Annotated in this window: 19 protein-coding genes; 8 read left to right on the top strand and 11 right to left on the bottom strand. The window is 68.3% G+C overall.

Features of this window, described 5'->3' with window-relative positions; translation table 11 throughout:
- Positions 1 to 28: 28 nt before the first annotated feature.
- From FPV16_RS13815 to FPV16_RS13780, 8 genes are all read right to left on the bottom strand, one after another.
- Entirely contained in the window at positions 29 to 1,633 is a 1,605-nt protein-coding gene (locus tag FPV16_RS13815) for a sulfite reductase subunit alpha (protein WP_227438984.1), read from the bottom strand.
- Positions 1,630 to 3,417 carry a NirA family protein gene (locus FPV16_RS13810; protein ID WP_227438983.1) on the bottom strand — a complete coding sequence of 596 codons (1,788 nt, stop codon included), beginning with the start codon at positions 3,415 to 3,417 and terminating at the stop codon, positions 1,630 to 1,632. Before FPV16_RS13810 ends, FPV16_RS13815 begins: the two co-directional genes overlap by 4 nt.
- Before the next feature lie 11 nt (positions 3,418 to 3,428).
- A complete protein-coding gene (locus FPV16_RS13805) occupies positions 3,429 to 4,652 on the bottom strand; it encodes an NAD(P)/FAD-dependent oxidoreductase (RefSeq protein WP_227438982.1) in 1,224 nt (407 codons plus the stop codon).
- Positions 4,653 to 4,668: 16 nt separating this feature from the next.
- Positions 4,669 to 5,463 (bottom strand): ABC transporter ATP-binding protein, encoded by a 795-nt coding sequence (locus FPV16_RS13800; RefSeq protein WP_027173078.1) that lies wholly within the window; start codon positions 5,461 to 5,463, stop codon positions 4,669 to 4,671.
- A gap of 76 nt (positions 5,464 to 5,539) precedes the next feature.
- Positions 5,540 to 6,412, bottom strand: coding sequence for a nitrate ABC transporter permease (gene ntrB / locus FPV16_RS13795; RefSeq protein WP_227438981.1), 873 nt, complete (start codon positions 6,410 to 6,412; stop codon positions 5,540 to 5,542).
- The gene (locus FPV16_RS13790; RefSeq protein ID WP_227438980.1) at positions 6,412 to 7,701 is read right to left on the bottom strand and encodes a CmpA/NrtA family ABC transporter substrate-binding protein; all 1,290 of its coding nucleotides are present in this window, start codon (positions 7,699 to 7,701) and stop codon (positions 6,412 to 6,414) included. The genes ntrB and FPV16_RS13790 overlap by 1 nt, the downstream gene beginning before the upstream one ends.
- A gap of 320 nt (positions 7,702 to 8,021) precedes the next feature.
- On the bottom strand, positions 8,022 to 9,038 hold the full coding sequence (locus tag FPV16_RS13785; protein WP_227438979.1) for a CmpA/NrtA family ABC transporter substrate-binding protein: 1,017 nt from the start codon (positions 9,036 to 9,038) through the stop codon (positions 8,022 to 8,024).
- On the bottom strand, positions 9,035 to 9,622 hold the full coding sequence (locus FPV16_RS13780) for an ANTAR domain-containing response regulator (protein ID WP_227438978.1): 588 nt from the start codon (positions 9,620 to 9,622) through the stop codon (positions 9,035 to 9,037). The genes FPV16_RS13785 and FPV16_RS13780 overlap by 4 nt, the downstream gene beginning before the upstream one ends.
- A gap of 313 nt (positions 9,623 to 9,935) precedes the next feature.
- Here FPV16_RS13780 and FPV16_RS13775 point away from each other — a divergent pair, with 313 nt between their 5' ends.
- The 8 genes from FPV16_RS13775 (at position 9,936) to FPV16_RS13740 (ending at position 20,334) form a co-directional block, all read left to right on the top strand.
- Positions 9,936 to 10,544, top strand: a complete 609-nt coding sequence (locus FPV16_RS13775; RefSeq protein ID WP_227438977.1) for a hypothetical protein — start codon at positions 9,936 to 9,938, stop codon at positions 10,542 to 10,544.
- A gap of 160 nt (positions 10,545 to 10,704) precedes the next feature.
- On the top strand, positions 10,705 to 12,591 hold the full coding sequence (locus FPV16_RS13770) for a glycoside hydrolase family 15 protein (RefSeq protein WP_227438976.1): 1,887 nt from the start codon (positions 10,705 to 10,707) through the stop codon (positions 12,589 to 12,591).
- A 34-nt stretch (positions 12,592 to 12,625) separates the two neighbouring features.
- Positions 12,626 to 14,701 (top strand): transketolase, encoded by a 2,076-nt coding sequence (gene tkt, locus FPV16_RS13765; protein ID WP_227438975.1) that lies wholly within the window; start codon positions 12,626 to 12,628, stop codon positions 14,699 to 14,701.
- A 233-nt stretch (positions 14,702 to 14,934) separates the two neighbouring features.
- The gene (locus FPV16_RS13760) at positions 14,935 to 17,790 is read left to right on the top strand and encodes a bifunctional transaldolase/phosoglucose isomerase (RefSeq protein ID WP_227438974.1); all 2,856 of its coding nucleotides are present in this window, start codon (positions 14,935 to 14,937) and stop codon (positions 17,788 to 17,790) included.
- A 183-nt stretch (positions 17,791 to 17,973) separates the two neighbouring features.
- Positions 17,974 to 18,948 (top strand): phosphogluconate dehydrogenase (NAD(+)-dependent, decarboxylating), encoded by a 975-nt coding sequence (gnd, locus tag FPV16_RS13755; RefSeq protein ID WP_227438973.1) that lies wholly within the window; start codon positions 17,974 to 17,976, stop codon positions 18,946 to 18,948.
- 14 nt (positions 18,949 to 18,962) lie between these two features.
- The gene (gene pgl / locus FPV16_RS13750; protein WP_227438972.1) at positions 18,963 to 19,694 is read left to right on the top strand and encodes a 6-phosphogluconolactonase; all 732 of its coding nucleotides are present in this window, start codon (positions 18,963 to 18,965) and stop codon (positions 19,692 to 19,694) included.
- A gap of 95 nt (positions 19,695 to 19,789) precedes the next feature.
- Entirely contained in the window at positions 19,790 to 20,014 is a 225-nt protein-coding gene (locus tag FPV16_RS13745) for an antitoxin MazE family protein (protein WP_227438971.1), read from the top strand.
- Entirely contained in the window at positions 20,011 to 20,334 is a 324-nt protein-coding gene (locus tag FPV16_RS13740) for a type II toxin-antitoxin system PemK/MazF family toxin (RefSeq protein WP_227438970.1), read from the top strand. The genes FPV16_RS13745 and FPV16_RS13740 overlap by 4 nt, the downstream gene beginning before the upstream one ends.
- 60 nt (positions 20,335 to 20,394) lie before the next feature.
- Here FPV16_RS13740 and speG read toward each other — a convergent pair whose 3' ends face one another.
- From speG to apaG, 3 genes are all read right to left on the bottom strand, one after another.
- Positions 20,395 to 20,979: a spermidine N1-acetyltransferase gene (gene speG, locus FPV16_RS13735; protein ID WP_227438969.1), complete on the bottom strand. Its 585-nt coding sequence runs from the start codon at positions 20,977 to 20,979 to the stop codon at positions 20,395 to 20,397.
- 10 nt (positions 20,980 to 20,989) lie between these two features.
- Positions 20,990 to 22,162 (bottom strand): acetylornithine deacetylase, encoded by a 1,173-nt coding sequence (gene argE, locus FPV16_RS13730; RefSeq protein ID WP_227438968.1) that lies wholly within the window; start codon positions 22,160 to 22,162, stop codon positions 20,990 to 20,992.
- 107 nt (positions 22,163 to 22,269) lie between these two features.
- Positions 22,270 to 22,662: a Co2+/Mg2+ efflux protein ApaG gene (gene apaG / locus FPV16_RS13725; protein ID WP_018044100.1), complete on the bottom strand. Its 393-nt coding sequence runs from the start codon at positions 22,660 to 22,662 to the stop codon at positions 22,270 to 22,272.
- Positions 22,663 to 22,729: the final 67 nt, after the last annotated feature.

The following is a 22,729-nucleotide window of genomic DNA, read 5'->3' as shown; positions in this document are numbered from 1 at the left end:
TCTGTGGGGGGGGACGGTTCGACGTGTGCTAATACACGTCGGCCTGATACCGCCCTGTCTTCTTGAGATGGGTGAAATAGGCCACCGCCTCGTCCGGGTTCTTGCCGCCGTGGCTGCCCGCGACGTCGATGATCGCCCGCTCCACATCCTTGGCCATGCGCTTGGCATCACCGCAGACGTAGAAATGGGCGCCGCCCTCGAGCCAATTCCATAGCTCCGCTCCGCTCTCGCGCATGCGGTCCTGGACATAGGTCTTCTCGGTGCCGTCACGGGACCAGGCCAGCGACAGGCGGGTCAGCACCTTGTCGTCCTTCAGCTTGGTCAACTCGTCCTTGTAGAAGAAGTCGGAGGCCTGGCGCTGGTGGCCGTAGAACAGCCAGTTGCGCCCCGGAGCCTGGGTCGCCGCGCGCTCGCGGAGGAAAGCGCGGAACGGCGCGATGCCGGTGCCCGGCCCGCACATGATCACGTCCTTCGACAGATCCTCCGGCAGGGCGAACCCGTGCGCCTTCTGCAGGTAGACCTTGACCGTGGTCTTCTCGGAGATGCGTTCGCCGAGATGGGTCGAGGCGACGCCCAGACGCAGCCGCGAGCGGTGGTTGTAGCGCACCGCGTCGACGGTGAGCGACACCCGGCCCGGATCGGCCTTGGGCGAGGAGGAGATCGAGTAGAGCCGCGGCTGCAACTCGTCGAGGGCTTCCAGGAACACCTCCGCATCGGGCCGGGCGCCGGGGAACTTGTGGAGGGCGCCGAGCACGTCGAGATAGGCGGCATCGCCGTCCGGGTCCTCGCCGGCCGAGAGGGCCTGCGCCTTCTTGCGCGCCTCGCCCGAGGTGAGGAGCGAGAGGAGCTGGTAGAGCCCGTCCGGCGCTCCGCCCAGCGCGTAGTCCTTGATCAGTCGGTTGCGCAGGGTCTGGCCGCCGATGATCCGTTCCGGCCGGGCGCCGAGTTCGGCGATCACCGCATCCACGAGGGCCGGCGGGTTCGACGGGAACAGGCCGAGGGAATCGCCGACCACGTACTCGATCGGCGTGCCCGTGAGGTCGATCTCGATATGCCACGTCTCCTTCTCGCCGCCCGGCTCGTTGAGGCGGGTGCGGGACAGGAACACGGCCTCCACCGGGTTCTCGCGGCAATAGCCCAGCGGTCCCAGCGGCGCTTCCGCCTTGGCCTCGCCCTCCCCCGCATCGGCCTTCTTGGCGGTGCCGCCGCCGCTCGCGCCGAACTCCTCGTCCAGCTTCTTGAGCATGCGGAGGGTGTCCTTGCCCCCCGGCTGGCACAGGTTCAGGCGCTCCTCCTTCTTCAGGAACAGCGCGTTGGCGTAATCCGCGCAATTGTAGCCGCACTGGCCGCAATCCTGCTGCGCCATGGCCGCCATGAGCTTCTGCGGCTCCGGCCGTTCCTTGGCGAGCTCCATCCGGTCGGGCAAGGGCATCGACGGGTCGTGCCAGGGCGCGTCGTCGTTGTCGGCGAGCTTCGGCCCGCCCCCGGAATCACCCGGGGCCAGGGCCGTGGCGCCCTCGATGGCGGGGCCGAGGAGAGCGGCGAAATAGCCCGACAGCCAGGAGCGCTGGTCGGGGTTGAACGGGGCGTTCTCGGGGATGAGAACGAGCGGGGGCGTGACGTGCTCGCTCATGCTGCGGCCTTCAGGACGGGTTGCTCTTCGGCGAGGTTGCGGAGGGTCTCGGGGCCGGTGCGGGCGGTGAAGGCCTGGAAGCTCTCCTCCCGGTTTTCGCGGCGGGTGAGGTAGCTGCGCAGCAGCGCTTCGATCCGGGCGGGGCAATCCTCGGCTTTCACGGCCTTCCAGATCTCGGTGCCGATCTTCGGGCTGTCGCCGAAGCCGCCGCCCACGACGATGTCGTAGCCCTCCACCGTGTCGCCCTCCTCCGAGACGACGACCTTGGCCCCGATGAGGCCGATATCGCCGATGTAATGCTGGGCGCAGCTATGGTGGCAGCCGGTGACGTGGACGTTCACCGGCACGTCGAGCTCGGTGAGGTTGGCCTCGATGTAGTCGGCGATGATGAGGGCGTGGCCCTTGGTGTCGGAGGCGGCGAACTTGCAGCCCTTGATGCCGGTGCAGGCCACGAGGCCGGCGCGGATGCTGGAGGCCTCGGTGGTGAGGCCGAGCGCTGCCACGCGCGCCTGGACCTCGGCAACCTTGGCGTCCGGCACGCCGGAAAACAGAAAGTTCTGCCAGACGGTCATGCGGATGGCGCCGTCGCCGCATTCCGACGAGATCTTGGCCAATTCCCGCATCTGGTCGGAGGTCATCTTGCCGACAGGCAGGATCACGCCGATCCAGTTCAGGCCCGGCTGGACCTGTTTGTGGACGCCCACATGGGAGAAGCGGTCCATCGGTCCGCGCGGTGCGATATGCGCCGGATCGACCCGGTCGAGCTTGTAGCCGAGTTCGTCTTCCACGGCGGCGAGGTACTTGTCGAAGCCCCAGGCGTCGAGGACGTACTTCATCCGGCTCTTGTTGCGGTTGGTCCGGTCGCCGTTCTTGATGAAGACCCGCAGGATCGCGTCGGCGACCTTGTTGCAGGCCTCGGGGCGCAGCACCACGCCGGTATCGCGGGCGAGATCGCGGTGGCCGGAGATGCCGCCGAGCACGAGGCGCATCCATATGCCGGGCTCCACGGCGGCACCCTCGAGGACCTTTACCGCCTGGAAGCCGATATCGTTGGTCTCCTCCAGCACCGGCATGACGCCGCCGCCATCGAAGGCGACGTTGAACTTGCGCGGCAGGCCGTAGAGCGAGCGGTCGTTGATGATCCAGTTGTGCCAGGACTTGGCCAGCGGCCGCGTGTCGAGGAGTTCCTGGGCGTCGATGCCGGCCACGGGCGAGCCGGTGACATTGCGGATGTTGTCGGCGCCCGAGCCGCGCGCCGTAAGGCCGAGATCGATCAGCCCGTCGAGGAAGGGCTGGCCGTGCTCCGCCGTAATCTCGCGGACCTGGAGGTTGGCGCGGGTGGTGACGTGGCTGTAGCCGCCGCCATGGGCATCGGCGAGATCGGCGATGCCGGCGAACTGCCAATGCTGCAGGATGCCGTTGGGGATGCGCAGGCGGCACATGAAGTCGCCGCTGGCCGGGGCGAGCCAGAACAGGCCGTGATAGCGCCAGCGGAAATTGTCCTCCGGCTTCGGGGCCTTGCCGGTGGCGGCCTCGGCGATGAGGCGATTGTGGCCCTCGAACGGATTCTCCGCCCGCTTCCACTTCTCCTGGTCGCAGAGCTTGCCGCCGGCCTTCACCGTGGCGTCCTGGGCCTTGATGTGGATGGCGTCCGGCCCGGTGGGCTCGGAGGGCGCGGCGGCGCCCTGCCCGAGGGCGAGGCCGCCGGTGAGGCGGGCGGCGGCGATGCCCGAGGCGAAGCCTTCGAGGTAGCGCTTCTGCTCGGCGTTGAAGTCGTCGGCCATGGAAGCCTCCATCATGCTGCCAGGGATTGGGAATCGGGGGCGTGGACGCGCCCGAACATCAGGTCGTCGCGGTGATCGGCGATGGGTTCGCCGGTGCGGATCAGGGTCTTGCACCAACCTTGTTCGGCGATGTCGCCGACGAAGACGGCGCCGAGGAGCCGGCCGTCGCCGACGATCAGCTTGCGGTAGAGGCCGAGGCCGGGATCGGACATCACGATCGTCTCGGCGCCTTCGGGCGCCTCGATCAGCCCGGCAGAGAAGACCGGCAGGCCGGACACTTTCAGGCTGGTGGCCAGCGACGTGCCGGGATAGGCGGCCTCCTCGCCCACGAGATGGCGGCTCAGCACCTCGGCCTGCTCATAGGCGGGCTCGACGAGGCCGTAGACCATGCCGCGATGCTCGGCGCATTCGCCGAGCGCGAAGATGCGCGGATCGGAACTCGTCATCCGGTCGTCGACCTTGATGCCGCGTCCGACATCGAGCCCGGCGCCCTGAGCCAGGACGGCATTGGGGCGCACCCCCACCGACATCACCACGAGGTCGGCCGGCAGCACGGTTCCGTCCGACAGGACGAGGCGCTCGACCCGGCCGTCGCCCTCCACATGGGCGGTGTCGGCCTTGAGCAGCACGCGGACGCCGCGCGATTCCATGGCCCGCTTCACCAGGCCGGCGGCGTGGTGGTCGAGCTGGCGCTCCATCAGCCGGTCCATGACGTGGAGCAGCGTGGTGTCGACCCCGAGACGGGCGAGGCCGACGGCGGCCTCCAGCCCGAGCAGGCCGCCGCCGATGACGATGGCCTTCGCCCCCGTCACAGCCGCCTTGCGGATGGCCGCCACGTCGGCGAGATCGCGAAAGGTGATGATGCCGGGCAGGTCCATGCCGGGCTTCGGCAGCCGGATCGGCAGAGAGCCCACCGCCAGGACCAGCTTGTCGAAGGGCAGGACATGGGTCTCGCCGACCATGACCAGGGCGTTCTCCCGGTCGACCTGGGTGACGGGCGCACCGGTGATGAGGCGGATGCCATGCGCCTCGTACCAGTCGAGGCCCCGGAACGCGCAGGCCGCCTCGTCCACCTCGCCGCCGAGCAGCGACGAGAGCAGGACGCGGTTATAGGCCGCCTGCGGCTCGGCGCCGACGACGGTGACGTCGTAGGCACCGGGCGCGCGCTCGGTGAGCCGTTCGAGGAAGCGCAACGACGCCATGCCGTTGCCGATGACCACCAGACGTTCCTTCATCACCGAGGTCCGATCCTCAAGCCGCCATGGCGGGCTTGGCGTGGCGGGCATAGAGGAACTCGAGCACCGCCGCGCGGGCATGGGTGTAGGTGGCGTCCTCCACCAGATCGAGGCGGCGGCGGGGCCGCTCCAGATCGACCTTGAGGATCTCGCCGACGGTGGCCGAGGGGCCGTTGGTCATCATCACGATGCGGTCGGAGAGCAGCACCGCCTCGTCGACATCGTGGGTGATCATGATCACGGCGTTCTTCAGCCGCGCATGGATGTCCATGAGCGAGTCCTGGAGATGGGCGCGGGTGAGCGCGTCCAGCGCGCCGAACGGCTCGTCGAGGAGGAGCACCTTCGGCTCCATGGCGAGCGCGCGGGCGATGCCCACGCGCTGCTTCATGCCGCCCGAGATCTCGTTGGGGCGCCGGTCGGCGGCGTGGGTCATGTTCACCAGCGCGAGGTTGTGGTCGATCCACTCGGAGCGTTCGGCCCGGGACTTCTTGCCCTTGAGCACCTTTTCCACGGCCAGCGCCACGTTCTCACGCACGGTGAGCCACGGCAGCAGGGAGTGGTTCTGGAACACCACGGCGCGGTCGGGGCCGGGGCTGTTGACCTCCTTGTCCTCGAGAAGGACGCCGCCGGTGGAGGCCTTGAGCAGGCCGGCGACGATGTTGAGCACCGTCGACTTGCCGCAGCCGGAATGGCCGATCAGCGAGACGAACTCGCCCTTGTCGATCTTCACGCTGACGTCGCGCAGCACCTCGTTGGTGCGCCCGGCGCGGGTGAAGCTGATGCCGACATTCTCGATGCTGAGATAGCTCATGGGTCTCGTGTCCCTCTGCGAGAGGCGGTCGGGGCACGGCGCGGCGGGAAGACCCCGGCGCGCCGCGCGGAGGCGTTCAGGCGGTGGCGCCGCGGGTGACGAGGGTGCCGATGAAGGCCACGAACCGGTCGAGGAAGAACCCGATCACCCCGACATAGACGAGGGCGACGATGATCTCGGAGATGTGCGACGAGTTCCAGGCATCCCAGATGAAGAAGCCGATGCCGACGCCGCCGATGAGCATCTCCGCCGCCACGATGGCGAGCCAGGACAGGCCGACGCCGATCCGCAGCCCCGTAAAGATGTAGGGGGCCGCCGAGGGCAGCATGATCTTCACGAAGAATTCGAGCGGGTTGAGCCGCAGCACCGCCGCCACGTTGCGGTAATCCTGCGGGATGTTGCGGATGCCCACCGCCGTGTTGATGATGATCGGCCAGATCGAGGTGATGAAGATCACGAAGATGGCCGAGGGCTGCCCGTCGCGGAACGCCGCGAGGGAAAGCGGCAGCCAGGCGAGCGGCGGGATCGTGCGCAGCACCTGGAAGATCGGGTCGAGGCCGCGCATGGCCCAGTCCGACTGGCCGATCAGGGTGCCGACCATGATGCCGACCACGGTCGCGAGGGCGAAGCCGAAGGCGACGCGCTGGATGCTGGCATAGATGTGCCAGAACAGGCCCTTGTCGGTGCCGCCATTGTCGTAGAACGGGTGGGCGATGATGTCCCAGGCCTCGGTGACGACGCGCGAGGGCGGCGGCAGGCCGGCGGTGGGCCGCGAGCACAGCAGTTCCCAGATCACCAGGAAGGCGATCAGAACCACGACCGGCGGGATCAGGTTGACGGCGATCTGGCGGAACGTCGCCAGGGTCACGAGGGGCTTGCGCGGGGCCTTGGCCGCCGCCGCCGGCTTCGCGGCGGCTCCCGTTACGGCGATGGTGGAGGTGTTGGCCATCACGCGATCCTCTTGATGCCGAGGCTGGACAGGTAGGCGGCGGGATCGGCGGGATCGAAGACCTTCCCGTCGAAGAAGGTCTCCTTGCCGCGCGACGTGGAGCTCGGGATCGCGGTGACGCCCAGCGCCTTCGCGGCGTCACGCCAGATGTCTTCGCGGTTGACCTTGGCGATGAGCGCCTTGGTGTCGGTCTGCGCGTCGAACTTGCCCCAGCGGATGTCCTCGGTGAGGAACCAGAGGTCGTGGCTCTGGTAGGGGTAGGAGGCGTTGTCGGCGAAGAACTTCATGACGTAGGGGCTGTTCTCGACCACGCGGCCGTCGCCGTAATCGATGGTGCCCTTCATGCGGCCGGCGACATCGCCGACGGGGATGTTGATCCACTGACGCTTGGCGACGATGGCGGCGAACTCGTCCCGGTTCTCGGGCTTGTCGCACCACATCTGCGCTTCCAGCACCGCCATGGTCAGGGCCTTGGCGGCGATGGGGTTCTTCTCGACCCAGGAGGCGCGCATGGCGAACGCCTTTTCCGGGTGGTCCTTCCACAATTCGCCGGTGGTCAACGCGGTGTAGCCGAGGCCCTGCTGCACGAGCTGCGCGTTCCACGGCTCGCCGACGCAGAAGCAATCCATCGTGCCGACCTTCATGTTCGCCACCATCTGGGGCGGCGGCACGACGATGGTCTCGATGTCCTTGTCGGGGTCGATCCCGCCGGCGGCGAGCCAGTAGCGGATCCAGAGGTCGTGGGTGCCGCCGGGGAAGGTCATGGCCGCCTTCACCGACTTGCCGGCGGCCTTCTTCTTCTCGATCGCGGCCTTGAACACCTTGGAATCGAGGGCGACCTTGGAATCGAGATACTCCTTGGCCACCGAGACGCACTGGCCGTTGGTGTTGAGGCGCGCCAGGATCTGCATCGGCACGGGGACGTTGTTCTGCGTCACCCGGCCGGCGCTGATGAGGTAGGGCATCGGCGAGAGGATATGGGCGCCGTCGATGCCGTTGCCCTCGGAGCCGAGCACCAGGTTGTCGCGGGTGGTGCCCCAGCTCGCCTGTTTCAGCACCTCCACGTCGGGCATGCCGTGCTTGGCGAAGAAGCCCTTCTCCTTGGCGACGAAGAGCGGCCCGGCATCGGTCAGCGCGATGAAGCCGAGCTTGGCGCCCTTCACCTCGGGGCCGGCCCCTTGCGCGAAGGCGCCGCCGGGCAGCGCGGTGCGCGCCAGGGCTGCCAGCGACAAGGTCGCGGCGGCGCCCTTCAGGAGGCTGCGCCGGCTGTTCTGAAACCCGTCAGTCATGGAGAAATCGATCCCTCGAAGCGTGAGCCGCCGACCTGAACACACAAAAAAACCGCCGCCCAAACGCAACCGGAGGCAGCCGCGAAAGCGCGCCAACGGGTTACTTGGGTCAGCGGCTCTGCCGACATTCGCGCCCGTCGCCGTTGACGAGCGAGAAGATCACAGCAGGTTCCGTGCCAAACGCCGTTCAGCCTGTAACGGCTCTAGGTTCGGGGATGGGATCGACGGCGCGCGGGCCATGGCCGCTATAGGCCTGGCCGGGGTGTGCGATGCACAATCGGAAGGCTTGTTCTGCCGTCAAAAGCGGCGTCGGGCCCCGATCAGCCGCTCAGAGCGGCATCGAACAGGTCCGGGCGGTAGACGGCGCGGGCGGCGGCCAGCAGATCGTCGGAGGCTGCGAGCTGCCCGGCACGCTGCGCCTGGTCGATGAACCACTCCGCATGAGCGGGGTCCGGCCGGTGCGCCGCCTCTCCGAACAGGGCGAAATGCGGGTCGCGCCGGCGTCTGCCGTCGGGATCGACAACGACGTCCCCCGTGATCGCCCGTTCGAGGATCGGCGCCGACGTTCCTAGATAGGCCTCCCGCGCGAGGATAGAGGCGAGTTCCGCGCTGTTGCCGGGATCGGCGCACCAGCGCCCGGCCCGGTCGAGGGCCCGCACCAGGGGGGCGCAGCGCAGGGCTTCGGATTCGGGCAGGGCGAGGACCTTTTCCGGGCAACCGGGCACGAGCTCGCTGCAAAGCACGGCGATGCGGCCATAGCCCTCCGCCACGGCGACGCTGTTCCAGGGACTGCCGACGCAGAACCCGTCGATCAGTTCGCGCCGCAGGGCCTCGGCGATCTGCGGCGGCGGGATCACCACGAGGCGGGTCTCCGCATCGAGATCGAGACCGCCACGCTCGGCGAAGATCCTGAGCTGGTAGGTATGGCTCGAGAATGGATGCACCGTACCCAGCGTCAGGGGCCGTCCCTCCCGAGCCCGTCGCCGGGCAATGCGGGCGAAGGCAGCGGCCACGGTGTCGACCTCGTCGTCGGCGGCCTCCATCGCGTCCCACAGGGGCCGGGACACCGTGACGGCGTTGCCGTTGAGGTTCAGCGCCATGGGCACGCAAAGCCGGGTCTGGGGACCGCTCAGCCCCAGCGTGCTGGCGATGGCGAGGGGCGCCAGGATATGCGCGCCATCGAGATGACCCACGGCCAGCTTGTCGCGCAGGGTCGCCCAGGACGGCTCGCGCACGAGATCGAGGGTGAGCCCCTCGACCTTGGCGAAGCCGAGTTCCGCCGCCGCGATCAGGCTCGCGGCATCCACGAGGGGGACGTATCCGAGGGCGAGCCTCATCCGAACAGGTCCGCCGCGGTGACGATCGCGCGGGCGATGTCGGCGATCTTGCGCTTCTCGTTCATGGCCTTGCGCCGCATCAGCTTGTAGGCCTCCTCCTCGCTCAGGGAACGGGCGGCCATGAGGATGCCCTTGGCGCGCTCCACGATCTTGCGGTCGGCAAGCTCGCCCCGCGCCTCCACGAGCTCCCGCTGCAGCCGGGCGAAGGCCTGAAAGCGCAGGATGGCGATGTCGAGGATCGACCGGATGCGCTGGGGATGAAGCCCGTCCACCACGTAGGCGGAGATCCCCGCATCCACCGCCGCCTGCATCATCGGCGCGTCCGAGCGGTCGACGAACATCGCCACCGGGCGCTCCACATGGCGCGACAGGCCCGACATCTGTTCGAGAATGTCCCGGCTCGGGCTCTCCAGGTGGATCACCACCACGTCCGGGTTGAGGGCGGCCACCTGCGCCGGCAGGTCGGCGGTATCGGGGATGATCACCACATGCGCGATTCCGGCGGCGCGCAGTCCCTCTTCGAGGATCGCGGCGCGGGCTCGGCTCGGATCGATCACGGCGACGGTGAGGGATGGGTCTGTCATCGGGGCCCAATGGGCGGCGGGACGGCGGGTGCATGCCGGCGGGAAAGGGCAAGACGCATACCGAATGAGCCGCTTGCCGAACAGGCCGCTCGGCCGAACGGATCGACCCAAGACCGGGGGAGCGGAAAAGCAGCGCGACCGATTCGGCGTCTCCGGTATGTTTTGATACGATCGGGAAAGGAAATGGCCCAGCTTCCGCCGCAAACGCAGGCGCTTATGGCGTCGTCGAGGCGCGGGGTGAGGTGTTCGGATGGTGGAGTGCCGCATATCACAGCCCATCGAGAACGCCCTCGCCTCCGAGGCGGGGTCGGGCATGGCGCTTCCGCTGCTGCCGACGATCGTCGTCGCGGTGATCGTCTCGGCCGCCTCCTTCCTCTGCCAGACGCCCTCCGCTCCCGTCCTTGAGACGCCCGTCGGCCCGCCGATGGTCGAGATGGAGAGCCGGACGGCGCAGGCCAATCCGGCCGAGGCCGACCCGACGGTGGCCTTCGTCCCCGCCGCCCTCGCCTTTCGCGATCAGTTTCCGTTGCGCGATCACGGTGCCATGAGCGTCGCAGCGACGGGCGCCGTGACCCCACCCCGTCGCCCGGCCGCTCGCGTCGCCGCCAAGCCGACCCTGCGGCGGACGGATCCCGCGCGGTCCGAGACGGCCAGGGCCGAATCCGCGAGGCCCGACGCCGTCCGCGTGCCATCGGTCGCCGTCGCCAAGGCGCCCGCCGTGGCTCCCGAGCCGTTCCGGGTTGAGGCCGAGGCGGAGGAGGATCTCGTTCCCCGTCTCGCCCTGCCCTTCGCGCCGGCGATCTCCGCGATCAGCCGGGCCGGCAGCTTCGTCGGTACCCAGAGCGCCGCGGCGGGAGCCAAAGCCGTGGCCCTCGGCAACGTGGTGACCGGCCTCGTCGACAGCCTGCCGTTGCGCCCCTGACCGCGCCGCTCCGTGGATCGGTCGCTGTTATGGCCCTGCCCGGCCTCTCTTTCCGAGCGTTGCCGCTGGATTCTCCCCTCACCGGGGACTAGGTGAGCCTTCATCGAGAATACGGGCGCGACGACTGGTATGCCGCGGAGTCCCGGCGGCGAGGATGGGCATGGCGGGACGCATCGAGGATTACGCGCTTGTGGGCGATGGCCGCACCGCCGCTCTCATCGGTCGGGACGGCAGCGTCGACTGGCTCTGCTGGCCCCGCTTCGATTCCGCCGCCTGCTTCGCCTCTCTCCTCGGCACGGAGGAGCACGGCTTCTGGAAGCTGTCCCCGGCAGACGGCGACGCGACGATCTCCCGCCGCTATCGCGAGGGCAGCCTCGTCCTCGAGACGCGCTACGTCACCTCCACCGGCGAGGCCAGGGTTACTGACTACATGCCGGCCAATGACGGCTCGCACCTCGTGCGCATCGTCGAAGGGCTCTCCGGCTCGGTGGACATGCGCATGGTCTTGTCCGTGCGCTTCGATTACGGGCTCGCGGTGCCCTGGGTCTCGCACAACGAGCTCGGCGACCTGCGCGCCATCTCCGGCCCTCACAAGGTGGTGCTGCGCACCCTGGCCCCCCTTGAGGGGGTCGGCCAGACCACGGTCTCGACCTTCAGCGTGGCCGAGGGCGAGAGCATGGCCTTCAGCCTCAGCTACGGCCCGTCCCACGAGGACGACCCGCCGCCGATCCAGCCGCGCAAGATCCTCTACGAGACCGACCGCTACTGGCGCGACTGGTCGAGCCGCGCCGCCTCGGGCACCCCGTGGGACGCCATCCTGAAGCGCTCCCTCCTCACCCTGAAGGCGCTGATCTACCAGCCCACCGGCGGGATCGTGGCCGCGCCCACCACCTCCCTGCCGGAGGAACTCGGCGGCGTGCGCAACTGGGATTACCGGTTCTGCTGGCTGCGCGATTCCACCTTCACCCTCATCGCCCTGATGGATGGCGGCTACCTCGACGAGGCCCGCGCCTGGCGCGACTGGCTGGTGCGGGCGGTGGCCGGCAATCCGGAACAGGCTCATATCCTCTACGGCATCGCCGGCGAGCGGCTGCTGCCCGAGATCGAACTCGATTGGCTGCCCGGCTACGAGGGTTCGAAGCCGGTGCGGATCGGCAATGCGGCCGTCGACCAGTTCCAGCTCGACGTCTACGGCGAGATCTTCGACGCCCTCTACCAGGCCCGCCAGCGCGGGATGCTCGGCGACGCCGACGGCTGGCGCGTGGGCCTCGCTTTGCTCGAGCACCTGGAAAAGGTCTGGAGCGAGCCCGACGAGGGCATCTGGGAGGTGCGCGGCGGGCGCCGCCACTTCGTCCATTCGAAGGTCATGGCCTGGGTCGCTTTCGACCGCGCCATCCGCTCCTTCGAGATGGGCGACGGGCCGCCCGCCCCCGTGGACCGCTGGCGCGCGATCCGCGACCACATCCACGAAGAGGTCTGCGAGAAGGGGTTCGACACCGAGCTCAACAGCTTCGTGCAGTATTACGGCTCGAAGACCCTCGACGCGAGCCTGCTCCTCATCGCCCATATGGGCTTCCTGCCCCAGGACGACCCGCGCGTCGTCGGCACGGTGGAGGCCATCGGCCGGAAACTGATGCGCGGCGGGTTCCTGCTGCGCTACGACACCGAGGATGACAATACCGATGGGCTGCCCGGCGGCGAAGGGGCTTTCCTGCCCTGCAGCTTCTGGTACGCCGACAATCTCATCGGCCTGGACCGTTGCGACGAGGCCCGTGACCTGATCGAGCGGCTGATCGGAGTCTGCAACGATCTCGGTCTGATCGCGGAGGAATACGACGTGGACGCCAAGCGTCTGGTGGGCAATTTTCCCCAGGCCTTCAGCCATGTCACGCTGGTGAACACGATTCTGAACTACAGCCGCGCCTACGGGCCGGCTCGGGAGCGGAGCGGGAAATCCGCCCTCGCCCGCGCCACCGCCCCCAACCGGGCGAGTTCCCCCGGCGAGGGCGGCGCAGACTTAACGGATGCCGCGGCGCAGCGCAGCTGAGCGCCGCTGCCACAAACGACGGGAAGACGAGACCATGAGCGGAGCCGACAACAGGCCGACCGAGGCCCTGAGCGAGATCGACAAGCTGTCGATCGATACGCTGCGCACCCTGGCGATCGACGCCGTGCAGAAGGCGAATTCGGGACATGCCGGTGCGCCGATGGCGCTGGCGCCCGTGGCGTACACCCTGTGGAACCGCTATCTCCGCTACGATCCGGCCCACCCGCACTGGCCCAACCGTGACCGCTTCGTGCTCTCGGCCGGCCACGCCTCCATGCTGCTCTACGGTCTGCTGCATCTCGCCGGCGTCGCCCAGACGGATGGCGGCAACGAGCCGGCCGTCAGCATCGACGATATCAAGAATTTCCGCCAGCTCGACAGCAAGACGCCGGGCCACCCGGAATACCACTTCACCACCGGCGTCGAGACCACCACCGGGCCCCTGGGCCAGGGGGTCGCCAACTCCGTCGGCATGGCCATGGGCGGCCGCTTCCTCGGCGAGACCCTGAACCGGCCCGACCTGCCGCTGTTCGATTTCAACGTCTACGCGATCTGCTCGGACGGCGACCTGATGGAGGGCGTGGCCTCGGAGGCCGCCTCCATCGCCGGGCACCTGCGCCTGTCGAACCTGTGCTGGATCTACGACAACAACACCATCACCATTGAGGGCCATACCGAGCTCGCCTTCTCGGAAGAGGTGGCGACGCGCTTCCTCGCCTATGGCTGGCAGGTGCTGCGGGTGGCCGACGCCAACGACGTCCACGCCGTGTCCAGCGCCCTGGAGACCTTCCTCCAGTCCGGCGACCGCCCGACCCTGATCGTCGTCAATTCGATCATCGGCTATGGCGCCCCCAACAAGCAGAACACCTCGAAGGCGCATTCGGACGCGCTCGGCGTGGACGAGGTCAAGGCCGCCAAGCGCGCCTATGGCTGGCCCGAGGATTCCCAGTTCCTGGTCCCGGACGGTGTCAGGGAGAATTTCCAGGCCGGGATCGGTGAGCGCGGCGCCGCGCTCTTCGCCGATTGGGAGCGGTTCATGGCGGAGGCCAAGGCCGCCGAACCGGCGCTGGCCGAGGAGATCGACGCCCTGCTCGCTGGCCGCCTGCCCGAGGGCTGGGACAAGGACATCCCGGTCTTCCCGGCCGACGCCAAGGGCATGGCCACGCGCGAATCCTCGGGCAAGGTCCTCAACGCCATCGCGAAGAACGTGCCCCACATGCTCGGGGGCTCGGCCGATCTCGCGCCTTCCAACAAGACGAAGCTCGAATTCGAGGGGGCCGGCACCCTGTCGCCGTTCGAGCCGGGCGGGCGCAACATCCATTTCGGCGTGCGCGAACACGCCATGGGGTCGATCGTCAACGGCCTCGGCCTCGTCGGCCTGCGCGCCTACGGCGCGACGTTCCTGGTCTTCGCCGACTACATGCGCCCGCCCATCCGCCTCGCGGCGCTGATGGAACTGCCGGTCTTCCACGTCTTCACCCACGATTCCATCGGGGTCGGCGAGGATGGGCCGACCCATCAGCCGGTGGAACAGCTCCTGACGCTCCGCGCCATTCCGGGCCTCATCACCCTCCGCCCGGCGGATGCCAACGAGGTGGCGGAAGCCTACCGCGTCATCATGAACCTCAAGGACCAGCCCGCCGTGCTGGCCCTCTCCCGCCAGCCGCTGCCGACCCTCGACCGCTCGGCCTTTGCCAGTGCCGCCGGCACCGCCAAGGGCGCCTACGTGCTCGCCGACAGCGAGGGCACGCCCGACGTGATCCTCATCGGCACCGGCTCCGAGGTGCAGCTCTGCGTCTCCGCCTACGAGGCTCTGAAGGCCGAGGGCATCAAGGCCCGCGTGGTCTCGATGCCGTCCTGGGAGTTGTTCGAGCGCCAGGACGAGACCTACCGCAACGGCGTCCTGATCCCCGACGTGCTGGCCCGCGTCGCCGTGGAGCAGGGTTCGGTGATCGGCTGGGACCGCTATTCCGGCTCGTCCGGCGCGATCATCGGCATGCACACCTTCGGCTCCTCGGCGCCGATCAAGGATCTGCAGACCAAATTCGGCTTCACCTCCGAGAAGGTGGCGCAGGCCGCCCGCGACCAGATCGAACGGCACAAGAAGTAGGGGTCGAGGGTTTTCCGAAGGGGCGAGGTGGTTGGATCGACCGACCCACCACCTCGTTCCGAGGTGCCGGAGCGAAGCGGAGGCCTCCAAGAAGGGCTCCAGGTCGCGCGGCATTCCCTGAAGGCCTCCTTCGAGGCCCGCTGATGCGGGCACCTCGGGATGAGGTCGCGACTTGGTGAGATAGCGCCGCCTGTTTTCCGAGCGGCACGACGACCACGACGAGGAGTTTTCGCATGAACCCGCTCAAGGCTCTCTTCCCGGAACAGGGCCAGGCCGTGTGGCTCGACTTCGTCGCCCGCGGTTTCATCGCCGATGGACGCCTCAAGAAGCTGGTGGACGAGGACGGCCTGCGGGGCGTGACCTCGAACCCCTCGATCTTCGAGAAGGCGATCGGCGATTCCACGGAATATGACGGGGCGCTGAAGGAGGTCATGGATACGGGCGACGCCCGCGTCATCGACCTCTACGAGGGCTGCGCCATCGCCGACATTCAGGCCGCCGCCGATGTGCTGCGCCCGGTCTACGACGAGAGCGACGGGGCCGACGGCTATGTCAGCCTCGAAGTCTCGCCGTATCTTGCCCTGTCCACCGAGGACACTCTCGAAGAGGGCCGCCGCCTGCACGAGACGGTGGCCCGCGACAACCTGATGGTGAAGGTGCCCGCCACTCCCGCCGGCATCCCGGCGATCCGTGCGCTGACGGCCGACGGCATCAGCATCAACGTCACCCTGCTGTTCGGGCAGGATGCCTACGAGGAGGTGGCCCGCGCCTTCATCGCCGGCCTCGAAGAGTTCGGTGCCAAGGGCGGCGACGTCTCGAAGGTGGCCAGCGTCGCGAGCTTCTTCATCAGCCGCATCGACGTCGCCGTGGACAAGGCCCTGGACGCCAAGATCGCCGAGGCCAACGATCCCGACGAAAAGGCGGAACTGGAAGCCCTCAAGGGCAAGGTTGCCATCGCCAACGCCAAGCTCGCCTACCAGCGCTACAAGCGCATTTTCGCCGAGCCGACATGGCAGGCCCTCGCCGCCAAGGGCGCCAAGGCGCAGCGCCTGCTCTGGGCCTCCACGGGGACGAAGAACAAGGCCTATTCCGACGTGCTCTACGTCGAGGAACTGATCGGCCGCGATACCGTCAACACCATGCCGCCGGCCACCATGGATGCATTCCGCGACCACGGCACGGTCAAGTCCGCCATCGAGGAGAATCTCGGCGACGCCGAGGCCGTGATGGCCCGCCTCGCCAAGGCCGGCATCGACATCGGTGCGGTGGCCGACACGCTCGTGGAGGAGGGCGTCCAGCTTTTCATCGATGCCGCCGACAAGCTCCTCGGCGCGGTGGCGGGCAAGCGCGCCGACTTCCTCGGCGCCAAGCTCGACGGCCAGACCCTGATCCTCGGCGATGCCATCGGCGCGGAAGCGAAGAAGGCCGTCGAATCCTGGCGCGCCTCGGGCTCGATCCGCCGGCTCTGGGCCCATGACAAGACCGTGTGGTCGAATGCCGATGAGGACCAGTGGCTCGGCTGGCTCCGCATCGTCGAGGACGAACTCGCCCACGTTTCCGAGTACCAAGCCTTCGCCGAGGACGTCCGGCAGACCGGCTTCACCGACGTGGTCGTCCTCGGCATGGGCGGTTCCAGCCTCGGCCCGGAAGTATTGGCCGAGACCTACGGCACCCGCGACGGCTTCCCGACGCTGCGCATCCTCGATTCCACCGACCCGGATCAGGTTCGTGCTACCGAGGCAGCGGTGAACCTCGAGACGACCTTGTTCATCGTCGCCTCGAAATCCGGCTCCACCCTCGAGCCCAACGTCTTCCGCGACTATTTCCTCGGCCGGATGAAGGCTCTGGTCGGCGAGCGGGCGGGCGCGCATTTCGTCGCCGTCACCGATCCCGGCTCGGCCATGGAAGCGGCGGCCAAAGCCGACAATTTCCGCCGGATCTTCTACGGGGTGAAGCAGATCGGCGGACGCTATTCGGTGCTCTCGGCCTTCGGGCTGGTCCCGGCGGCGGCGTCCGGCATCGACGTGAAGCAGTTCCTCGACACGGCCAGGACCATGGTCCGCTCCTGCGGCCCGGCCGTGCCGCCCGCCCAGAATCCTGGCGTTCTGCTGGGCACCGCCATGGCGGCGGCGGCGCTCCATGACGGTCGCGACAAGGTGACGTTCATCGCCTCGCCGGGCATCGACACGTTCGGTGCCTGGGCCGAACAGCTCATCGCCGAATCCACCGGCAAGGACGGAAAGGGCCTCATCCCCGTCGACGGCGAGCCGGTGGGCGTGCCGGCGGTCTATGGCCGCGACCGCTTCTTCGTCTACCTGCGTCTCGACAACCGGGCGGATGCCCGGCAGGACGAGGCCGTGCGCAGCCTGGAGCGCGAGGGGCATCCCGTCGCGCACATCACCATGGCCAACGAGGAGCAGCTGCCGCAGGAATTCTTCCGGTTCGAGATCGCTACGGCGGTGGCCGGCGCGCTGCTCGGCATCAACCCGTTCGACCAGCCGGACGTGGAAGCGAGCAAGACCGAGACGAAGAAGCTGTTCGACGCCGCCGAGAAGAGCGGCTCGCTGCCCTCCGAGACGCCGCTCGTCGAAGATGAGACCATCGCCCTCTATGCCGACCCGGCCAATGCCGGGGCCCTGCCGCAGACCGCCGAGGGGTTCGAGGCGGCACTGAAGGCCCATCTCGCGCGGATCAAGGACGGCGACTACGCCGCGCTGCTGGCCTATGTCGCCCGCAACGAGGCGCACCACGCCATCCTGCAGGAGGCGCGCATCGCTCTGCGCGACAAGCGCAAGGTCGCGACCTGCCTCGAATTCGGGCCGCGGTTCCTCCATTCCACCGGTCAGGCCTACAAGGGTGGGCCGGATACCGGGGTGTTCCTGCAGATCACCGCCGACCCGTCGGAGGATCTCGCCATCCCCGGCCGGGCGCTGGGCTTCGGCACCGTGGTGGCGGCGCAAGCGCGGGGCGATTTCGCGGTGCTGGCCGAGCGCGGCCGCCGGGCGCTGCGCGTCCACATCAAGGGCGGCGACGTGGACACCGGGCTGAAGCGCATCGCGGCCGCGATCAAGGCGGCCCTCGCCGGATAATCGCACCGCCTCCGAACACCTGAGACGGGCCCCCTCTCCCGTCTGGGAGAGGGTTGGGGTGAGGGTCGTGGACTGTTCGGAAAGGTCACACACCTCACCCTGTCCCTCTCCTTCCAGGAGAGGGGACCCGCGCCCGGCGACGGCAAGTTGGCACGTTCCGAAATCCAAGCACGGAGATCCCCAATGCAACTCGGCATGATCGGCCTCGGCCGGATGGGCGGCAACATCGTCCGGCGGCTGCTGCGGGACGGGCACACGGCCGTGGTGTTCGACCAGAACCCGGAGGCCGTGGCGGCCCTCGTCGCCGAGGGCGCCACCGGGGCGGCGAGCCTCGAGGAGTTCGTGGACAAGCTCGATGTACCGCGCGCGGCCTGGGTGATGCTGCCGGCGGGGGCCATCACCGAGGCGACGGTGGCGAAGCTCGGCAACCTGATGGCCTCCGACGACGTCATCATCGACGGCGGCAATTCCTTCTACAAGGATGACATCCGCCGCGCCGCCGAACTCAAGCTCAAGGGCCTGCACTACGTCGATGTCGGCACTTCGGGCGGCGTCTGGGGTCTGGAGCGCGGCTACTGCATGATGATCGGCGGCGATACCGACGCCCTCGACCGCCTCGACCCGATTTTCAAGACCCTGGCGCCGGGAACCGGATCGATCCCCAAGACGCCCGGCCGCGAGGGCCGCGACGCCCGCGCCGAGCAGGGCTATATCCATGCCGGGCCGAGCGGGGCCGGCCACTTCGTCAAGATGATCCATAACGGCATCGAATACGGGCTGATGCAGGCCTATGCCGAAGGGTTCGACATCCTCAAACACGCCAATTCGAAGGACCTTCCGGAGGGTCAGCGCTTCGATCTCAACATCGGCGACATCGCCGAGGTCTGGCGGCGCGGCAGCGTGGTCTCGTCCTGGCTCCTCGACCTCACGGCGGGAGCGCTGGCGGGCGACGAGAACCTCACCGACTTCTCCGGCTTCGTCGCCGATTCCGGCGAGGGGCGCTGGACGCTGAACGCGGCCATCGAGGAATCGGTGCCGGCCAACGTCCTCTCGGCCGCCCTCTACGCCCGCTTCCGCTCCCGCGAGGATGCGTCCTACGCCGACAAGCTGCTCTCGGCCATGCGCAAGGGGTTCGGCGGGCACGTCGAGCCAAAATAGCCGGGAGCCGCGGCATGATCCCACTGCCCAACAACGCCGAGATCTTTCCCGACGCGGACAGTGTCGCCCGCGCCGCGGCCGACCGGCTGGTCGCGCTCTGCGCCGAGAGCAAGCAGGAGCGCATCGCCATCTGCCTCTCGGGCGGCTCGACCCCGAAGCGGCTCTACGCGCTGCTCGCCGGGCCGGATCACGTCGGCGCCCTCCCCTGGGAGCGCCTGCACTGGTTCTTCGGGGACGACCGGTTCGTGCCCTGGACGGATGAGGCGAGCAACGTGCACATGGTCCGGACGGCGTTCGGCGACGCGCCGATCCCGGAAGGCCATCTCCATGGCATTCCCACCGACGGGACGTTGGACGCGGCGGCCTCTGCCTATTCCGACACCCTGCGCGCCTTCTACGGCGCCGATAGCCTCGACCCGGCCCGCCCGCTCTTCGACCTCGTGCTCCTCGGCCTCGGCGAGGACGGGCACACCGCCTCCCTGTTTCCGGGCAAGCCCGCCGTGAATGAACGCGAGGCCTGGGTCGTCGCCGTGCCCGAGGCCGGGCTCACGCCGTTCGTGCCGCGCGTCACCCTCACCTTCCCGGCGCTCGCCTCGTCGCGTCAGCTTCTGGTGCTCGTGACGGGAGCGGGCAAGCGCGAGCCCCTCACCCGGATCGCCGGCGGCGAGGACCTGCCCGCGCGCCACATCTCGAGTGTCGGCACCCTGACATGGCTGCTCGACCGCGCGGCGGCGGATCTCGGCTGAGATCGGGGACCGGCGGTCGGTGACTGTCCTGGTCCCTTGGCATCGTCGCAGGCGGAGCCTACGTGACGTGTAACGCCCTGGGGAACGGTCTCGTCATGTCGGCATCTGTCGGTCCGCGCGTCAGCAAGCGTCGTGATGCGCTCCGGGCGGCCGGCCTGCGGCCTATTCAGATTTGGGTGCCCGACACCCGACGGGCGGGCTTTGCCGAAGAATGCGGGCGACAGGCTCGGATCGTGGCGGCGACAGATGCGGCCGATCGGGAACTGGATGCCTTCATGGAGGCGGCGCTCCTCGATCTGCTCCCTGAGCGCGAGGCTTGAAGCGGGGCGATCTCGTCACCATCGCCATGCCCGGCGATTTCGGCAAACCTCGTCCGGCGCTCATTATCCAATTGGACGCGTTCGTCGAGACCGGTACGGTCACGGTGCTGCTGATATCCGGCACGCTGGCCGACGCTCCCCTGATCCGCACGACCATCGAGCCGACTGAGGCCAATGGCCTGAGGAAGCGCTCACAGGTCATGGTGGACAAGGCCATGACAGTGAAGCGTGAGACGATCGGCGCACGGATCGGGCATCTCGATGCCGAGACGATGCTGGCGGTGACGCGGGCGCTGGCTGTGTTCTTCGCCGTTGCCTGAGGGCGGATCGCTGCCGAGGCGATTGCACGAGGCCTATAAGAGACCGTCCGGGATCGACGGCTACGACTTCAGCACCGGCTCCGAAATGTCGCCGCTGCCGCGCCGGGCCAGATATGCCGGCTGGAACAGGCACATGCGCACCGCGTCGCGATACTTGCCGTTGACGAAGAACTCGTCCTTGAGGATGCCCTCGGGCACGAAGCCGCAGCGCTCGTAGATGCGGACGGCGCGGGCATTGTCCTTGTCGACGTGCAGGTAGAGCTTGTGGATGTTGAGGACGCTGAAGGCGTAATCCATGGCGATACGGGTGGCTCGCGGGGCGTAGCCCTGGCCCTGGAACGCCGGATGGATCGCGATCTGGAACTCGCAGCGCCGGTGCAGGTGGTTGATCTCCACGAGCTCCACGAGGCCGGCCGGCTCGCCCTCCGAATTGGCGATGATGAAGCGTCGCTCGGTCTGGTTGTGGATGTTGCGCTCGTAGAGCTGCGCCAGTTCGGCGAAGGACTCGTAGGCCTCCTCGAACCAGTAGCGCATGATGCTGTCGTTGTTGTTGAGCTGATGCACGAACATCAGGTCTTCGCGCTCCAGCGGCCGGAGCTTCACCGGCCCGTCGGCGGCGATGGTGCGGGGAGCGAACTTGCTCATGGGGTGAGGCTCATGGGGTCACGCATTCCGTGATGAGACGGCGCATGAACGCCTCGCCGGCCTCGAGGGCGGCGAGGGTGATGTACTCGTCGGGCTGGTGGGCCTGGTCGATGGAGCCGGGTCCGCAGACCACGGTGGGGATGCCCGCCACCTGGAAGCGTCCCGCCTCGGTGGCGTAGGGCACGGAGATGGTGTGGTTGCGCCCCGCCACCCGTAGGGTCAGGCGCTCGGCCTCGGAGCCCGGCTCGGGGGCAAGGCCCGGCACCGCCACCTCCTCGATCGTCTCGATCCGCCCGTAAGCGCCGTAGCGGTTGAGCCGCTCCGTCAGCACGGTCTCGACCTTGGCCGCGAACAGGGCCGGGATCTCGCCCATGTCGAGGTCGGGCAGGCCGCGGAACTCCCAGTGGAACGTGCAGATCTTGGGCAGGATGTTGCGCGCCGTGCCGCCCGAGATCGTGCCCACATGCACCGTGGTGGCGGGTGGATCGAAGCGCCCGGAAGCGTCGCCGCGCTCGATCATCGCGTCGGCGATGCGGTTCAATTCGGAGACGAGCTCGGCCGCCGCCATCACCGCATTGGCGCCGAGCATGGGTTTCGCCGAATGCGCCTCGTGGCCGTGGACGGTGGTGAGGTAGGTGACGATGCTCTTATGCGCATCGGCGACGTCAAGATCGGTGGGCTCGCCCACGATCACCGCGCCCGGCCGGGGGAGATCCTTGCCGAACCGGGCGATGGTGTCGGCGACGCCCAGGCAGGTGGTCTCTTCGTCGTAGGAGAGCAGGATGTGGATCGGCCGCTTCAGGTCGGCGGCGAGCATGTCCGGCACGGCGGAGAGTGCCAGGGCGCAGAAGCCCTTCATGTCCACGGAGCCGCGGCCATAGGCGCGGCCGTCCGCGATTCGCAGGGTGAAGGGGTCGCCGGTCCAGGTTTGCCCCGCCACCGGCACCACGTCGGTATGGCCGGAGAGGACGATGCCGCCATCCACCATCGGGCCGATCGTGGCGAAGATGGCCGCCTTGTCACCGGCTTCATTGGGGATGCGCACGTGGCTCACGCCCCAGCCGTCGAGATAGGCGCAGACGCTGTCGATGAGCGCGAGGTTGGAGCGGGAGCTCTCCGTGTCGAAGGCGACGAGGCGCGCCAGCAGGTCGAGCGTGCTCAACCGTTCTCCGCCACGGGACATCGGCCTCAGCAGGTTTCGCAAAAGTGGCCCCCGGTTTTGCGGTAAAACCCTGCGTCAGAGCAAAAACCTAAGCAGGGTGAAGCGTTGGCCTGCCAACGTGAACCCGCTTAGTGAACGCTGCGGCGGACGTGCGGCGAATCGAGGGAGAAGGCGGGGATCTCGGCCTCGAAGCTCTCGCCGGCGGTGGTCGACATGGTGTAGCTGCCGGCCATCAGCCCGTCGGGCGTGGTGAGCGGGCAGCCGCTGGTATAGCTGAACGACTCGCCGGGGCCGAGGACCGGCTGCTTGCCGACGACGCCGGCACCGCGCACCTCCTGGGTCTCGCCGCGACCGTCGACGATGCGCCAGTGGCGCGAGCGCAGCTGCACCTGTTCGGAACCGTTATTCACGATCTCGACAGTGTAGGCGAAGAAGTAGCGGCTCTCGTCGGGGGAAGATTCCTCCTCGACGAAGCGGGGCTGGACGGTCACGCTGATGCCGCGCGTCTGGGCCTTGTACATCGCCTTCAAAGCCTCCCGTGCCGTCGCCCACCGATAAGCGACATAGCCTTTTCGCCGTGGTACGTCC

Source organism: Methylobacterium sp. W2 (assembly GCF_020662345.1).
Taxonomy (GTDB): Bacteria; Pseudomonadota; Alphaproteobacteria; order Rhizobiales; family Beijerinckiaceae; genus Methylobacterium.
This window is presented reverse-complemented; position numbering and strand designations above follow the sequence as displayed.

What these genes read in the sequence shown, in the direction of transcription:
- FPV16_RS13815 (WP_227438984.1), bottom strand. Translation starts at nt 1,633, where the DNA reads ATGAGCGAGCACGTCACGCCCCCGCTCGTTCTCATCCCCGAGAACGCC.
- FPV16_RS13810 (WP_227438983.1), bottom strand. Translation starts at nt 3,417, where the DNA reads ATGGCCGACGACTTCAACGCCGAGCAGAAGCGCTACCTCGAAGGCTTC.
- FPV16_RS13805 (WP_227438982.1), bottom strand. Translation starts at nt 4,652, where the DNA reads ATGAAGGAACGTCTGGTGGTCATCGGCAACGGCATGGCGTCGTTGCGC.
- FPV16_RS13800 (WP_027173078.1), bottom strand. Translation starts at nt 5,463, where the DNA reads ATGAGCTATCTCAGCATCGAGAATGTCGGCATCAGCTTCACCCGCGCC.
- ntrB (WP_227438981.1), bottom strand. Translation starts at nt 6,412, where the DNA reads ATGGCCAACACCTCCACCATCGCCGTAACGGGAGCCGCCGCGAAGCCG.
- FPV16_RS13790 (WP_227438980.1), bottom strand. Translation starts at nt 7,701, where the DNA reads ATGACTGACGGGTTTCAGAACAGCCGGCGCAGCCTCCTGAAGGGCGCC.
- FPV16_RS13785 (WP_227438979.1), bottom strand. Translation starts at nt 9,038, where the DNA reads ATGAGGCTCGCCCTCGGATACGTCCCCCTCGTGGATGCCGCGAGCCTG.
- FPV16_RS13780 (WP_227438978.1), bottom strand. Translation starts at nt 9,622, where the DNA reads ATGACAGACCCATCCCTCACCGTCGCCGTGATCGATCCGAGCCGAGCC.
- FPV16_RS13775 (WP_227438977.1), top strand. Translation starts at nt 9,936, where the DNA reads ATGGCGCTTCCGCTGCTGCCGACGATCGTCGTCGCGGTGATCGTCTCG.
- FPV16_RS13770 (WP_227438976.1), top strand. Translation starts at nt 10,705, where the DNA reads ATGGCGGGACGCATCGAGGATTACGCGCTTGTGGGCGATGGCCGCACC.
- tkt (WP_227438975.1), top strand. Translation starts at nt 12,626, where the DNA reads ATGAGCGGAGCCGACAACAGGCCGACCGAGGCCCTGAGCGAGATCGAC.
- FPV16_RS13760 (WP_227438974.1), top strand. Translation starts at nt 14,935, where the DNA reads ATGAACCCGCTCAAGGCTCTCTTCCCGGAACAGGGCCAGGCCGTGTGG.
- gnd (WP_227438973.1), top strand. Translation starts at nt 17,974, where the DNA reads ATGCAACTCGGCATGATCGGCCTCGGCCGGATGGGCGGCAACATCGTC.
- pgl (WP_227438972.1), top strand. Translation starts at nt 18,963, where the DNA reads ATGATCCCACTGCCCAACAACGCCGAGATCTTTCCCGACGCGGACAGT.
- FPV16_RS13745 (WP_227438971.1), top strand. Translation starts at nt 19,790, where the DNA reads ATGTCGGCATCTGTCGGTCCGCGCGTCAGCAAGCGTCGTGATGCGCTC.
- speG (WP_227438969.1), bottom strand. Translation starts at nt 20,979, where the DNA reads ATGAGCAAGTTCGCTCCCCGCACCATCGCCGCCGACGGGCCGGTGAAG.
- argE (WP_227438968.1), bottom strand. Translation starts at nt 22,162, where the DNA reads ATGTCCCGTGGCGGAGAACGGTTGAGCACGCTCGACCTGCTGGCGCGC.
- apaG (WP_018044100.1), bottom strand. Translation starts at nt 22,662, where the DNA reads ATGTACAAGGCCCAGACGCGCGGCATCAGCGTGACCGTCCAGCCCCGC.